General features: G+C 46.6%; 13 protein-coding genes and 1 tRNA gene. 10 read left to right on the top strand and 4 right to left on the bottom strand.

The window, feature by feature from the left end:
• Positions 1-161: 161 nt before the first annotated feature.
• From Q0224_RS02950 to Q0224_RS02935, 4 genes are all read left to right on the top strand, one after another.
• Positions 162-3116 carry an acyl-CoA dehydratase activase gene (locus Q0224_RS02950; protein ID WP_297948985.1) on the top strand — a complete coding sequence of 985 codons (2955 nt, stop codon included), beginning with the start codon at positions 162-164 and terminating at the stop codon, positions 3114-3116.
• Positions 3116-4333: a 2-hydroxyacyl-CoA dehydratase gene (locus Q0224_RS02945; RefSeq protein ID WP_295098664.1), complete on the top strand. Its 1218-nt coding sequence runs from the start codon at positions 3116-3118 to the stop codon at positions 4331-4333. The genes Q0224_RS02950 and Q0224_RS02945 overlap by 1 nt, the downstream gene beginning before the upstream one ends.
• On the top strand, positions 4311-4433 hold the full coding sequence (locus Q0224_RS02940) for a hypothetical protein (RefSeq protein WP_297948983.1): 123 nt from the start codon (positions 4311-4313) through the stop codon (positions 4431-4433). The genes Q0224_RS02945 and Q0224_RS02940 overlap by 23 nt, the downstream gene beginning before the upstream one ends.
• Positions 4434-4707: 274 nt before the next feature.
• Positions 4708-5337 (top strand): hypothetical protein, encoded by a 630-nt coding sequence (locus Q0224_RS02935; protein ID WP_297948982.1) that lies wholly within the window; start codon positions 4708-4710, stop codon positions 5335-5337.
• A 51-nt stretch (positions 5338-5388) separates the two neighbouring features.
• On the opposite strand, the gene Q0224_RS02930 is transcribed toward Q0224_RS02935, so the two are convergent.
• Positions 5389-5479 (bottom strand) — tRNA-Ser (locus Q0224_RS02930).
• Between the two features lie 396 nt (positions 5480-5875).
• Between Q0224_RS02930 and Q0224_RS02925 the strand changes: the two genes are divergently transcribed.
• Positions 5876-6145 (top strand): hypothetical protein, encoded by a 270-nt coding sequence (locus Q0224_RS02925; RefSeq protein WP_297901721.1) that lies wholly within the window; start codon positions 5876-5878, stop codon positions 6143-6145.
• Positions 6146-6412: 267 nt separating this feature from the next.
• Here the strand turns inward: Q0224_RS02925 and Q0224_RS02920 are convergent, their stop codons facing one another.
• Positions 6413-6829: a polymer-forming cytoskeletal protein gene (locus Q0224_RS02920; RefSeq protein ID WP_005873147.1), complete on the bottom strand. Its 417-nt coding sequence runs from the start codon at positions 6827-6829 to the stop codon at positions 6413-6415.
• The gene (locus Q0224_RS02915; RefSeq protein WP_306528386.1) at positions 6781-7701 is read right to left on the bottom strand and encodes a M23 family metallopeptidase; all 921 of its coding nucleotides are present in this window, start codon (positions 7699-7701) and stop codon (positions 6781-6783) included. Before Q0224_RS02915 ends, Q0224_RS02920 begins: the two co-directional genes overlap by 49 nt.
• 165 nt (positions 7702-7866) lie before the next feature.
• Between Q0224_RS02915 and Q0224_RS02910 the strand changes: the two genes are divergently transcribed.
• On the top strand, positions 7867-8310 hold the full coding sequence (locus tag Q0224_RS02910) for a DNA starvation/stationary phase protection protein (protein WP_005873145.1): 444 nt from the start codon (positions 7867-7869) through the stop codon (positions 8308-8310).
• 544 nt (positions 8311-8854) lie between these two features.
• Here the strand turns inward: Q0224_RS02910 and Q0224_RS02905 are convergent.
• The gene (locus tag Q0224_RS02905; protein ID WP_177387424.1) at positions 8855-9211 is read right to left on the bottom strand and encodes a histidine triad nucleotide-binding protein; all 357 of its coding nucleotides are present in this window, start codon (positions 9209-9211) and stop codon (positions 8855-8857) included.
• Between the two features lie 129 nt (positions 9212-9340).
• Between Q0224_RS02905 and pheS the strand changes: the two genes are divergently transcribed.
• Genes pheS through Q0224_RS02885 form a run of 4 tightly spaced genes read left to right on the top strand, consistent with a single transcriptional unit; the run spans position 9341 to position 14760 of the window.
• The gene (pheS, locus tag Q0224_RS02900; RefSeq protein WP_297948980.1) at positions 9341-10336 is read left to right on the top strand and encodes a phenylalanine--tRNA ligase subunit alpha; all 996 of its coding nucleotides are present in this window, start codon (positions 9341-9343) and stop codon (positions 10334-10336) included.
• Positions 10333-12663, top strand: a complete 2331-nt coding sequence (pheT, locus tag Q0224_RS02895) for a phenylalanine--tRNA ligase subunit beta (protein WP_297948978.1) — start codon at positions 10333-10335, stop codon at positions 12661-12663. The genes pheS and pheT overlap by 4 nt, the downstream gene beginning before the upstream one ends.
• Entirely contained in the window at positions 12660-13934 is a 1275-nt protein-coding gene (gene aroA, locus Q0224_RS02890) for a 3-phosphoshikimate 1-carboxyvinyltransferase (RefSeq protein ID WP_297948976.1), read from the top strand. The genes pheT and aroA overlap by 4 nt, the downstream gene beginning before the upstream one ends.
• Positions 13924-14760, top strand: a complete 837-nt coding sequence (locus Q0224_RS02885) for a 4-hydroxy-3-methylbut-2-enyl diphosphate reductase (RefSeq protein ID WP_297948974.1) — start codon at positions 13924-13926, stop codon at positions 14758-14760. Before aroA ends, Q0224_RS02885 begins: the two co-directional genes overlap by 11 nt.
• The last annotated feature ends 44 nt before the right edge of the window (positions 14761-14804 follow it).

Genomic DNA, 14804 nt, shown 5'->3' with positions numbered 1-14804 from the left:
AACTGCCTAAAAATCGTCTTTTTCGATAGAAAAAGATAAAATATATCCTGATTTTATTTGCGTTTAAAAATATTACTATAAAATGCAAATTTTAATTTAGAAAGCTCGCGCTAAATTCGAGGATTCGGCCGAGTAAAAATTTATTCAGTAAAGAGCGAGATGTGATTTTTTTAGGCATTGACGTAGGATCAACCACTGTTAAAACGGTAGTTTTAAACGATAAATATGAAATTTTAAGCAAGAGCTACGAGCGGCATTTGGCAAAGCCCAAAGAGCTGGTGCTGGATAAAATTTTGCAAATCCAAAAAACCTATGCAGGCGAGCAATTTAGCGTCGCCATAGCGGGTTCGGCGGGCATGGGTATCGCCAAAAATTGCAAAATTCCGTTCGTCCAAGAGGTTTTCGCTACCTCGCTCGGCGTCAAGCGGATGTTTCCAAAGACCGACGTCGTAATCGAGCTGGGCGGCGAGGATGCTAAAATTTTATTTCTCACGGGCGGACTTGAGGAGCGGATGAACGGCTCGTGTGCGGGCGGCACCGGTGCATTTATCGATCAGATGACCAACCTTTTGCATCTGGATATCACGGAGCTCGACCGCCTAAGCTTTTCGGCTAATAAAATTTACCCGATCGCCTCACGTTGTGGCGTATTTGCTAAAAGCGACATTCAGCCGCTACTAAATCAAGGCGTTAGAAAAGAGGATATTTGCGCTAGTATCTACGCCGCGGTCGTCGAGCAGACGATCTCGGGGCTTGCGCAAGGTCGCGAGGTCAAGGGCAATATCCTGTTTCTAGGCGGCCCGCTGTTTTTCCTAAAAGGCCTTCAGAAGCGCTTTAAAGAGGTGCTAAAGCTCACCGACGAAACGGCGACTTTCCCCGATATTGCGCCTTACTTCGTGGCTTACGGCAGCGCGCTGTACGCAAAAGATACAGGCGAAACGTTAAATTTAGAGGAGACGATCGCGCTTTTAAAAAAGGAACCCGATAGGACCGCGCTGGAAGCCGAGCCGCCACTTTTTAAAGATAGGGCGGAATTTGACGAGTTCACCGCTCGCCATGCCCGCGCGAGCGTGCCTAAGGTGGATATCCACACCTACAGTGGAGATGCGTATTTGGGCGTGGATTGCGGCAGCACTACGATCAAAGTCGTGCTTATGGGCGCAAACTACGAGCTGCTGTATAAATTTTACTCCTCCAATAAAGGCGATCCGGTCGACATCCTATTGCCGCGCCTTAAGGAGCTATACGATCTTTGCGAGGGTCGCATCAAGATCAAGGGCAGCGGCGTTACCGGATATGGCGAGGATCTCATTAAAACCGCCTTTCGCTTTGATTACGGTATCGTCGAGACAATCGCGCATTATAGTGCTGCGCGCCACTTCAATCCGAAAGTAGATTTTATCATCGACATCGGCGGGCAGGACATCAAGTGTTTCTCCATTAAAGATGGCAATATCGATTCTATCGTGCTAAATGAGGCATGTAGCTCGGGCTGCGGCTCGTTTTTGCAGACCTTTTCAAATTCTTTAGGCTACGACATTAAAGATTTTGCAAGCTTAGCCCTTTTTGCGACCCATCCCGCCAAGCTTGGCAGCCGCTGCACGGTCTTTATGAACTCCTCGGTTAAGCAGGCTCAAAAGGACGGTGCTACGATCGAGGACATCAGCGCCGGACTTGCTATTAGCGTCATAAAAAATGCGATTTACAAGGTTATCCGCGTGCGAAATGCCGACGATTTGGGTCAAAACATCGTAGTGCAGGGCGGGACATTTTTAAACAATGCCGTGCTGCGCGCGTTTGAAAAAGAGCTCGGCAAGGACGTGATCCGTCTAGATATCAGCGAGCTTATGGGTGCATACGGCGCGGCACTTTTTGCCAAAAATAACGCAAACGAGCGTACCGATATGATCAGTCGTGCAGAACTTGAAAATTTCACTCATCGCAGCGAATTTAGCGTCTGCAAGCTCTGTACGAACAAATGCCCGCTTACGATCAGCTACTTCGGCGATACTAAATTTGTCTCGGGCAATAAATGCGAGCGCGGCGCGGGCAAAGAGATCCGCCACGACATTACGAATTTATTTGAGTTTAAAAACGAGCTTTTGCGAAAATATCGTAAGCCGCCGAAGCAAGACGCACCGCGAGTCGGAATTCCGTTTGTTTTGAATATGTTTGAGATGATCCCGTTTTGGAGTGCGTTTTTTGAAAATTTAGGCATGAGCGTCGTGCTGTCGCAAAAGCCGCGAAAAGAGACGCTGTTTTTGGCAAGCCAAAGCATCCCGAGCGATACTGTCTGCTACCCGGCTAAAAGCGTGCACGGCCACATCTACGATCTGCTAAATAAGAGCGTCGATTTTATCTTCTATCCGTGTATGAGCTACAGCTTGGACGAAAATATCAGCGAGAACTGCTACAACTGCCCCGTAGTCGCATACTACCCCGAACTGATACGCGCAAACGTAGGCACGTTGGAGGAGAAAAAATTCCTCTACCCGCACGTGGATCTTAACATGCAAGATTCGTTTTGCAAAACGATGCAGGCTGAGCTCGCGGACGCCGGGTATAAATTTCATTCCGACGCCGTGAAAAACGCCGTCTTGCAAGGCCTTAAGGAGCTGCAAAACTATAAAAATACCATTTTAATAAAAGGCGAGGAGACCCTAAAAGAGATACAAAGTAGCGGCGCGTCCGCCGTCGTGCTAGCTGGTCGTCCGTATCATATCGACAAGACGATCAACCACGGCATCGATCGCTATCTAAATTCATTGGGCTTTATAGTGCTTAGCGAGGACGCGCTGCCGCTTAGCAGGGTGCAGACGAAAAGCCTTAATCAATGGACCTACCACGCCAGGCTTTATAGCGCGGCGCGGTTCATCTGTAAATACCCGCGCATGCAGCTGGTGCAGCTAGTGAGCTTCGGCTGCGGGATAGATGCGATCACAGGCGACGAGGTGCGCGACATACTGCGCCAAAACGGTAAAATTTACACTCAACTTAAAATCGACGAGGTTACGAACCTAGGTGCGGTCAAGATCCGCCTGCGTAGCCTAAAAGCGACCATGATAGAGCGCGAGAGGCAAGGCGCGCAACAAGAAGCAAGAAAGGATGCGCGCTAATGTTTGCTAAATTTACGAAAGATATGAAAGCGACCCACACGATATTGATCCCCACGATGATCGATCCGCATTTTCGCTTTATGCAAGGCGTGCTGCGCGACGAGGGCTATAAGAGCGTCTTACTCGGCGAAAATCGTCAAAATATCGTCGAGGAGGGGCTTCGCAGTGTGCATAATGACATGTGCTACCCCGCGCTGCTCGTCATCGGGCAGTTTATTGACGCGCTAAAAAGCGGCGAGTTCGATACGCACAAGGTGGCGCTCCTCATCAGCCAAACGGGCGGCGGCTGCAGAGCGAGCAACTACATAAATTTGCTTCGCAAAGCGCTTGAGGACAGCGGCTTTAGTTATGTCCCCGCGATCTCGTTAAATTTCGGCTCGCTAGATGAGAACGAATTTAGCCTCGGAAAAAAATCGCTTCTAAAGCTCTTCGCCGCAATATTTTACGGCGATTTGATGATGGGGCTGTATAATCAGTGCAAGCCCTACGAAAAGATCAAAAATCAAACGAATGAAATTTATGAACTCTGCGCCGAGCGGATCAAAAATTTGACCGATCAAAGATCGTTCTTTAATCTTAAGAAAAATTTCAAATTTATCCTCTCACAGTTCGCTAAAATCGAGCGTGACGATAAGCCGCGAGTAAAAGTGGGCATCGTGGGCGAAATTTATCTCAAATACTCGCCCATCGGCAACAACGGCCTGAACGCCTACCTCATCCGCGAAAACGCCGAGCCCGTCAATACGGGGCTGATGGACTTCGTGCTTACCTGCATCTATGATGCGGTCTACGACAAGCAGCTCTATGGCAAGGGCGGCGCGGCGTATTACGGCTCGCTTGCGGTCGCTAAAGTAGTGGAATTTTTCCAGCGCATGATGATTAAGCAGATGAAGCGCTTCGGATTTCGCGCGCCGAGCCCATTTAGCGAGGTTCGTGCCGCCGCCGATGGCTACATCGGTCACGGCGTGAAGATGGGCGAGGGCTGGCTGCTGACGGCGGAGATGGTCGAGTTTATGCGTCACGGCATACAAAACGTCGTGTGCGCGCAGCCCTTCGGCTGCCTACCAAACCACATCATCGCGCGCGGAATGATCCGAAAGATCAAACAAAACTATCCGCAAGCAAACATCGCCGCTATCGACTACGACCCGGGCGCAAGCGCGGTAAATCAAGAAAACCGCATAAAGCTGATGCTTGCTAACGCAAATCGAAAGTAGCGCGCCGCATATCAAAAAGGGCTTTGGAATTTTAAATTCTAAAGCCTGTCGTAAAATTTTAAAATTTAAAAGCAAGCTCGCGATGATGGTTAAGTTTTGACGCACAAATGGCTCGCTTCCTTTCGCGAAATTTCCTCGAGATTTTAAAATTTTAAGATCTTGGCAGCGCTCTTGTGCTTCTTTTACCTCTTCCGCGCGTTCTGGCTTCAATTCTTGTGAAATTTCATCGGAATTTTATGGAAGTCCGCGCGAAATTCTACGCGTCGCCGCCATGGAATTCCACCGCAGAATTCTATTCCGCTGCGCCGTAAAATTCCACTCTCATTAAGGCAAAATTTAATACAATCCGTCTTTAAATTTTACGAAGGAAGTTTATGAAATTTTGGATTTGCGGCGCGGTTTTGGCACTATGCTGTGGAGTTTTTAGCGGATGTGCTAGTAAGAATTTGCCGGGCTATATGCAAGGGCGCGAGCATATCGTCGCAATGAGCGCGGAATCCGGCGGTCAGTTGCGAATGAGTGGTGAGATTTACGATTACGTATTTGATGCGAATCTTAGCACCGTGCGCGCCAAGGTTGCGAGTCTGGCGTCGCTGAATAAAGACGCGATAAGGCGCAACGTAAGCATGCTTACGATCGACAGATATAACGAGGGCAGCGATGCCGCGTATATCCAGCATGAAATCGAGCTTGTAAAATACGATCTACCGCTATCCGTGCAGGCTAAGCTGATGGACGACCCAGAGCAGCTGGAGCCCGCGTATAGTTCTACGTTTCGCTACTCTTATCTGATCGAAGGCAAATATTTTAAGCGCTTAAAAGATCACGACGAGCTGCGCAGATCGCACCGCCTAAGCGTGCCGATCGAGTATCCCGCGCGTATAGCGGTCGATAGCGGGATCAAAAGCGAGCGCGATGCGAAAATGGATACCGATATACAAGGACTCATCGTAATGCCGCTAATGATGCCGGTGCTGCTTTTAGGCAGTATCCTAGACGGCTAAAATCGATTGAATCACGGAAGTGAAATTTTATTGATTTAAATTCTAAAATAGTGGCGGACAGAGAGGGATTTGAACCCTCGAGCCCCGGTTAGAAGCTGCACCCTTAGCAGGGGTGTGGTTTCGGCCACTCACCCATCTGTCCACAAAAAGAAATTGCATTATACATAACTAATCTAATAATGGGCTTAAATTAGCTCAGCTCGCAGAATTTATCACCACTCGGATATTTTGAGCTGACGGCACAAAGAGATATAACGAGTCAAAAGGCGCTATGAAAAGAATTCATATTTATCATAGTAAAATTTTAAGTATAAATTCGCTTGCCTTGCAAATTCTAAAATTTTTGAAGCTTAATTCCAAAGTTTACTATAACTTTACGTTAAAATCCTCTTTAAATTTATGGTGGTCCAGTAAAATCTGGCGCAAATTCTGCACATAAATTCCGATCCTTAAATTTTCTACCTTCGTCATCGCACGAAATTTAAGCTAAGATTAATGGGGGTATAATCTTCAAATACATTTTTTAAAAGGATTTACCGTGTCGTCTAACGCTAAAAGGTTGATGGGTATTATTATTGCACTTGTGGCTGCTTTTTTTGGAGCTGGTTTTTATATGAATAGCATCGATACGCTAGCCTCCCTGTTTGGAAATTTTTATAATCCATCTTTTGTTGTAGATTTTCTCGCTTTTGAGAAAGGAGTAGATCAACTTAAAATTACCTATGTAATCGCATTCGTGATTATATTTGTAGTGCTAGCTATTTTGATTGATAAATTTATGATTAACTCGAAAGATTCTAAAAAATAACGTCGCCAAATTTTTAAAGCAGGCGCGACGATGAGGTTAAAATTGTAAACGATCTCGTTACGCTTTTAAATTTAATTTTAAAATCTGCGTTTTTTTTTGCAGTAAATTTTGTATAAATTCCATATTTAGAAAATTTTAAAATATTCAGAATTTTTAAAATTTCAAATTCAAAAATTTCAAAGTATGGGAATTTTTTAGGCTTTTAAATTCCGAAATTTTGCGAGTTTCAAAGCCTTTAAAATCCCAAGAATTCCAAATGTGCGCGATTTATTCGCCTAAAGCTTTGTCGATGAGCTTGACGTCTTCGCTTGCGCTGCCGTCGATGACTAGGGCTTGATCGCCGCCACTTACAGCGCTTTTTCCGTTAAATTTCGCGCCCACTTCGATGCCGAAGCTTTGCGATAGCACGTCGCCCACGAGTACACCGCCGCCTAGCAGCTCGACGAGCTCGGCTTCTATATTGCCGAAAAATTTGCCGCTGATTACGATATGCTTGGCCCTGATCGAGCCGCGCGCGGTACCATTTTTACCAATGACGACGGTGTTATCGGAGATCACGTCGCCTTCGACATTGCCATCGATATGCAAAATGCACGACAGGTGTAGCTCTCCTTTGATGAGCGTGCCTGACGAGATTATTGTTGTTTGAGCGGTGTTTGCATCGCCTTTATTAAAGATTGCCATGGGACATCTTCCTCCTTAGTAAAAATTTCTTTGTAATTTTTTTCGTTCCAGTTGATGAAATTTAGCGGATCTAACGGCAGCTGCAAAAACCTAATCTCGTAGTGCAGATGAGGTCCGGTGCTAAGCCCGGTGTTGCCGCTAAAAGCGATAAGATCGCCCTTGTTTACAAACTCGCCTACTTTGCGAGTTAAATTTGAATCCAAATGCGCATATCGTGTCGTAAAGCCATAGTTGTGGCGAATCTCGACTAGATTGCCATAGCCAGTAGCGCCAGCGCCGCTGTATTGGATGATGCCGTCTGCAGGCGCGTAGATGGGCGTTTTGGGCGGAGTGCGCAGATCGACGCCCGGGTGAAACTGCTTGCGCTTTAAGATGGGATGGTTGCGCCAGCCAAATTTCTCGCTGAGTTGATGAGTGCGCATTACCCTGCCGTTTGGGATCTGCATAAAAATTTCTTTTATCAGCGCGTCGGAGAATTTTTCGTTGATGATCTTTTGCGCGCGCTCCTTGATCTCTTGCTCGGAAGTAGGCTTGATGTGAGATAGGCGGTCGATTGCGCGCTCATCTTCCTCAGGATCAAGCCCAAACTGATGCTCCAAATCCGAAATTTTACCCTCGATGGCTTCAAATTCCATCTGACTTGCCGCGATACCGTCGCGAAGTTTTTGATTTAGCTCGTTAAGCTCGGTTTTGGTTCGCGAAAGGCTGTCGATTTTAGAGCCCAGATACCTGATATATAGCGCACCTGTGACGAAAACAGTAAAAACAAATAGTACCAAATATAACGCGATCTTTTTGATGATTTGCGAGAGCAAAAAATTCCTAGAGCCGTTAAGGTCGGTTATAGTTATCATAAATTTGTTTTTCATAATGCGGCATTATAATGCAGCATAGCTGAAATTTCAAAAAAATTGTAGATAAATTTAAAAGCTATTAAATTTCAAAATTTCACTAAAAGATAAAATTTATTACTTAGTATAATTATAATTTAAGCAAATCTTGCTATAATTACAGCAATTTTAAATAAAGGAGACACAATGTCAAAAACAGTAAAACAATTAAACAAACTTCAGGCGGACGCTCATGCGTTCTTTGTTGCATTCCACGATTATCATTGGAATGTTAAGGGCTTACAATTCGCGCAGGTTCACGCTTACACCGAGAAAGCATACGACGAGATGGGCGAGCTCTTCGACGATATGGCTGAGCGCGCGCTTCAAATAGGCGGTAAAGCTGTAACTAAAGCTAAGGATCTAATTGAGCTTTCAAAAGACGCTCCGATTAGTGTAAAAGATAGCTATAGCGTATCTGAGGTACTTGAGGATGTTAAAAAAGCCTACGAGTATTTAGTAAAAGAATTTAAAAAGCTTCAAGAAGTAGCCGAAGAAGAGGGCGACGATACGACTTCAAATATCGCGCAGGATCACTACGGCGATTATGAAAAACGCCTATGGATGCTAAGCTCAATGCTAAGCAAATAATCCCCGCAAATCCTTTCAAAAGTTTTAGGGGCATATGCCCCTAAAACTTAAATCTACTATTTAAATTTTTAAAATTCTAAGATTATGATTTCACACTAAAATTTTAAATTCTGCTTGAAAACTAAAGCCGAATCGCTCATTCAAAGCAAAATTCATGTAGGTTTTAAATTTCATATAATTGAAATTTAACTCATTTGCCATGTAAAAACATAACTCTTTTTGTAAAGCTCGGTTTCATTTAAAATTTTGCCGCATCGTTAAAATTTCTTGTCGATTTCAAATTTCATAGCCGTAAAAATTCTAAGAGCTAAGGCTTTGTAGCTAAAGAGTGGCATTTGCTAAGAGCTCGCTTGTGATAAATTTATATTTCTTTTTAGCATCTGATGATAAATTTTTTGGCTTGCAGTTTTACTATTTTGATTATTTTTAAAACCTCGGTGCTTATAAATGAAGCGGAATTTTAAAAATTTCAAAGAATTTCGCAAATTCCGTAAAATTTCGCAATTTCACGGAATTTTAGTTTTTATAGAATTAAGCTCTAGTTTTAAAAATTCTCTTCGGTATTGCGGTCGCTGACACGGTCCCACGGCAGTTTCATTCCGCCTAGGATATGAAAGTGCAGATGCATCACCTCTTGACCTCCGTTTTCGCCGCAGTTGCAAACGAGACGGTATCCGCTCTTATCAAGCCCCATTTTGCGAGTTACTTCTTGGATAAAAGCGCTCATTTTACTCATCACTTCGGGTGGTGTTACTTGAAAGTTTTCGTAGCATTTCTTAGGGATCGCCAGGATATGGATCGGCGCTTTTGGGTTTATGTCGTGGAAGGCCAAAAATTCATCGTTCTCTAGCACTTTATTGCACGGGATTTCGCCGTTTACGATCTTTTCGAAGACATTCATTTTAGATCCTTTTATGGGGTTAAAATTTAACCGCGATTATAGCCAAAAAATCCAAACACGCAAATTTACCTAGCTTTTATCAAATTTTAACTACAATCGCGCCATTAAATTTAACCACAAGGATAGAATTTGCAAGAGATTAAAGCAAAAATCGACGCCGCATCGAGCCTAAGCGAGCTAGAAGCCGTGCGCTTGGAGCTTTTCGGCAAAAAAGGCATCATAACGGCGCTTTTTTCCGAGCTCAAATCCGCAGCGCCCGAGCAGAAAAAAGAGCTTGCCGTAAGCGCGAATGAAAAGCGCGATTATTTCAGCGAGCTCATCGCTGTAAAAAGGGCGAGCCTGGAAGCGGCGGAGCAAAAAGAGGCGATGAAAAATGAAGCAATCGACGTCACGCTTTTTAACGAAAACGTAAACTGCGGAGCGCTGCATCCCGTGATGGAGACGATGGATAAGATCATAGACTACTTCATCGCGCAAAATTTTAGCGTCGAAAGCGGCCCGCTCATCGAGGATGACTTCCATAATTTTGAGGCGCTAAATTTACCCAAATACCACCCTGCACGCGATATGCAAGATACGTTTTATCTAAATGACGGGCGGCTGCTACGCACGCACACCAGCGGCGTTCAGATCCGCACGATGGAGAAATTTAAAGCTCCGCCGGTGCGTATGATCGCCCCGGGCGCGGTCTTTCGCCGTGATATGGATCTAACCCACACGCCGATGTTTCATCAAGTAGAAGGTCTCGTAGTCGAGCAGGGAGACCGCGTGAGCTTTGCAAATTTAAAATACGTTTTAGAGGAATTTTTGCGCTATATGTTTGGAGACGTAAAGGTACGCTTCCGCCCGAGCTTCTTTCCGTTTACGGAGCCTAGCACTGAGGTCGATATCAGCTGTATTTTCTGCCACGGCGAGGGATGCCGCGTCTGTAAGCAGACGGGCTGGCTCGAGGTGTTAGGCAGCGGTGTGGTCGATCCTAACGTCTTTAAAGCGGTGGGCTGGAAAAACGTCAGCGGATACGCATTTGGGCTCGGCGTGGAGCGCTTTGCGATGCTGCTGCACGGTATCCCCGATCTGCGCTCGCTATTTGAAGGCGATATTAGATTATTGGAGCAGTTTAAATGATAATAACGAGAAATTGGTTGCAGGAGTGGATCGACATAAGCGAAATTTCAAGCGAAAGGCTACTTTCTACGCTAAATTCCATCGGTCTTGAGGTTGACGCTCACGATAAAATTTCGCTTCCTAAAGGCGTCGTCGTAGGACTCGTAAAAAGCAAGCGTCGTCACGAGAATTCCGATCATCTAAATGTCTGCGAGGTTGATGTCGGTAAGCAGAGTCTGCAGATCGTCTGCGGTGCAAAAAACGTCGAGGCAGGGCAATATGTCGCGGTTAGCCTAATCGGTACCGTGCTTCCTGGCGGACTTGAGATAAAGCCTGCCAAACTTCGCGGCGTGGAGAGCTTTGGTATGATCTGTTCGGCAACCGAGCTTGGACTTGCTAAGACGAATGATGGCATTATGGTGCTTGATAGCAGCATCGGCGAGCTCGTGCTCGGTAAAGAGCTGCGCGAGTATGAAATTTTTAATGATGATCTTATCGAGATTGAGCTTACCGCTAATCGCGGCGACTGCCTTAGCATCTTAGGCATAGCGCGCGATCTAGGCGCAGCGCTTGATCTGCCGCTAAAGGAAAAGCACGAATTTGAAGATGCCGACGGAGCACCTGGTATCGGTAGAATTTTAAGCGTGCGTGCAAGCGATGAGGTAAGCGCTAAATTTGCTTTTCGAGCTTATGAGATCAAAGGCGAGCTGAAGTTAAATTTAAAGCAGACCTTGCGTCTTGCAAGCGTTGGTATTTTGCAAAGCTGCGCGGTGCAAAATTTCATCAACTACGCTACTCACTCTACCGGAGTATTGCTGCGCGCTTATGATTTTGAAAAGATCGCTTCCACAGATGGCAAAGTAGCGCTTGACATAAAGCCTATGCCAAACGGCGAGTTCGGCGTTTATACGGGCAAGAGATTGCTTAGCGTAGCAGGGATTTGCCAAGACGCGGAGCTAAAGGCGTGTTGCAGTAGCAAAGTGGTGCTATTAGAGGCAAACTACACCGCGCCACTAATTATCGCCAAAGCAGTAAACGAAAACAAAGGCCTAAAAGGCGACGAGCATGTGTATCGCTCAAGTAGAGGCAGCGAGCCAAAGCTTAGGCTGGGACTTGATCTGCTATTTAGATTGCTACTTAAAAATAAAGCCGTGAGCCTATATGCGGGCACACAAAAGATTTCAAATGCTTTGGAACCGCTTATCGTGGGCTTTAGCGAAAAAGAGATAAACTCAATGATCGGCGCGCAAATTCCACGCGACAAGATCGTAAAAATTTTAAAAAGGCTGGGCTTTGATGTGGGAGTCGAAGCCGATCTCATCACCGCCAAGGTGCCGCCTTTCCGCCACGATATCGTAAATCCTCACGACGTGTGCGAGGAGATCGTGCGTATCGTGGGCATCGACAATATCGCCGCCGCGCCGCTAAGCTTCTACGAAAAAAACCGCCTAAACGATACCTACGTAAGCTTATGTAATGGACGCAAACTTCGCAGCAAGGCGGCCGCAGTGGGATTTTTCGAGTGCGTGCATTATGTATTTGACGACTGCAAGGCGCTAGAAAGCTTAGGCTTTAAGCCATGCAAAGTTAAAATTTTAAATCCGATCAACGGCGAGTTAGACGCGCTAAGACCGACGCTGATTAATCATCTGTTGGAGTCTGCTGAGCGAAATTTAAAGAATTCCCGCAGAAGCGTCAAACTTTTTGAGCTAGGAGAGGTGTTTGATGCGGACGGTAAACAGAGCCTAAGGCTGGGCTTTATAGTTAGCGGACTAAAAGCCGAGCCCTCTATCGCGGCCGGCGCAAAACCCGCTGCGGTGGATTTTTTGTATTTTGCAAATTTAATCCAAAGCATCATCGGTAAATTTAACGTTAGACTCCCAAGCGAAAATTTGAAATTTTTAAGCGAATTCGAGCAAGCGCAGATCGAGCAGGGCGGGCAGATAGTGGGCTTTATCGGGCGCGTGGATTACGCCGTAGAAGCAGGGCGCGATCTGGATAAAAGCTATCTGTGCGAGATCGATTTTTCCAAGCTTAAATTTAAAAATATCGTAGCGGACGTTTATTCGAAGTTTCCTAGCGTATCGCGCGATCTAAGTATTTTGGTGCCGAGCGGAATGCGTTTCGAGCAGATCAAGCAGTGTATAAACGCCCTTAAAATCGAGGCGCTAAAGGAATTTATCCCGAGCGATCTTTACGGCGACGAAAGCCTGGGCGATTCAAAGAGCCTGACGATCAGGCTTGTATTCCAAGACCTTCAAAAAACGCTCTGTGACGAGGAAGTGGCGGGCTTCACCGATAAAATTTTAGCCGCTCTTAGCAGCGAGCTAGGACTTGGGCTGCGATGAGAATTTTTGCGCAAGTGGGTCCTTTACGAGCGGAGATCTCAAACATCGCCGCGGATAAATCGATCTCGCATCGTGCGGCGATCTTTTCGCTGCTAGCGGAGGGGACGAGTAAAATTTCAAACTATCTAGCCGCCGAAGATACGCTAAATACGCTAAAAATAGTGGAGCTTTTGGGCGCTTGCGTGCAGCGCGAAGGGGGCGAAATTTTAATCACTCCGCCGGAGGTTATCAAAGAGCCTAACGTCCCGCTTGATTGCGGCAACTCGGGTACGGCGATGCGGCTATTTATGGGCTTTTTGGCGGGACGAGAGGGCTTTTTCGTGCTATGCGGCGATCGCTATCTAAGCGAGCGCCCGATGAGGCGCGTTGCGGATCCGCTTTGCAAAGTAGGCGCTAAAATTTACGGACGAGCAGGCGGCGAAAAGGCGCCTATTGCGGTGCTGGGGCAAAAGCTTGAGTATTTTGAATACGCGAGTAAGATTGCGTCCGCGCAGGTAAAGACCGCTTTGATTTTAGCGGCTTTGCGCGGTGGCGGGTGCAGGTTTAGCGAGCCCGAGCTTAGCCGCGATCACAGCGAGCGGATGCTAAAAGCGATGGGCGCGCAAATTTCGCGAAACGGACTTGCGATCGAAGTCGCGCCGCTTAGCTCGCCGCTTAAACCGCTTGAAATTTTTATCCCAAACGACCCCAGCTCGGCGTTTTTCTTCGCGGTCGCCGCAGCGATAACCCCAGGCTCGCGCATCGTGCTAAAAAATATGCTGCTAAATAAAACCCGCATAGAGGCGTATGAAATTTTAAAACGCATGGGCGCCGAGGTAAAATTTAATAAAACGAGCGAAATTTACGAGCAGATCGGCGATATAGAGGTCGCTTACGCGCCGCTTCGCGCCGTGGAAGTGAGCGAAAATATCTCGTGGCTGATAGACGAAGCGCCTGCGCTTGCGATCGCCTTTGCCTGCGCACAGGGAAGTAGCGTGCTTAAAAACGCCGCCGAGCTGCGCGTGAAGGAGTGCGACCGCATAAAGGTAACCTGCGAAGGGCTTCGTGCCTGCGGCATCAAGGCTCGCGAACTGCAGGACGGCTGGCAGATTGAAGGCGGCGAGGCGAACGCGGCGATCATCACGCCGTGCGGAGATCACCGTATCGCGATGAGCTTTGCGATTTTGGGTTTAAGATCGGGGATGATCATCGAGGATAGCGATTGTATCGCGACGTCGTTTCCAAATTTCGCTGCGATTTTAAGACAGATCGGAGCCGACGTTGAAGATTGAGATGGCCAAAAGCTACGGCTTTTGCTTCGGCGTCAAGCGCGCGATCAAGATCGCAGAAAGCGCCGGCGAGGCCGCTACGATCGGCGAACTGATACATAATGCCGAAGAGATCAATAGGTTAAAGCAAAATTTCGGCGTCAAAACCCTGGAGGGCGTTGGCGAGATCAAGGGCGAGCAAAAGCTCATCATCCGCACCCACGGCATCCAAAAGGACGATCTGCAAAGATTAAAGGCGCAAAATAAAGAGCTCATCGACGCTACCTGCCCCTTCGTGACAAAGCCGCAGCAGATCGTAGAAAAGATGAGCGCGGAGGGCTACGACATCGTGATCTTCGGCGATAAAAATCATCCCGAGGTAAAGGGCGTGAAGTCCTACGCCAAAGGAAGAGTTTACGTAGTGCTGGAGCCCGCGGAGTTGCTACAGATCGAGCTTGGGACTCGCGTCGCGCTCGTTTCGCAGACTACGAAAAAGATAGAAAATTTTACCAAAATCGCGGATTTTTTGATGCAGCGCGCGAGAGAGCTGAGAATTTTTAATACGATTTGCAATGCGACGCTGGAAAATCAAGAGGCGGTAAAAAGCCTGTCGCAAAAGGCCGATGTGATGATAATCGTAGGCGGGAAAAATTCCTCCAACACCAAGCAGCTTTTTTTAATTTCACAAAATTTTTGCAAAGACAGCTACCTTATAGAAAACGAAAGCGAGCTTGAGCGCTCGTGGTTTGAAAACAAAAGCCTCTGCGGCATCTCCGCAGGAGCTAGCACGCCCGATTGGATCATCAAAAAAGTAGTGGCGCGAATCGAAAATTTAACGCAGAATTTATAAGCCCTCTTATCAAATTTACTCTTAGAAATTTATCAAATCGAAAG

Origin of the sequence: uncultured Campylobacter sp., from assembly GCF_938002845.1 — a bacterium.
GTDB lineage: Bacteria > Campylobacterota > Campylobacteria > Campylobacterales > Campylobacteraceae > Campylobacter_B.
Note: the sequence above shows the minus strand (reverse complement) of the source record. Positions and strands in the feature narration are given on the sequence as shown.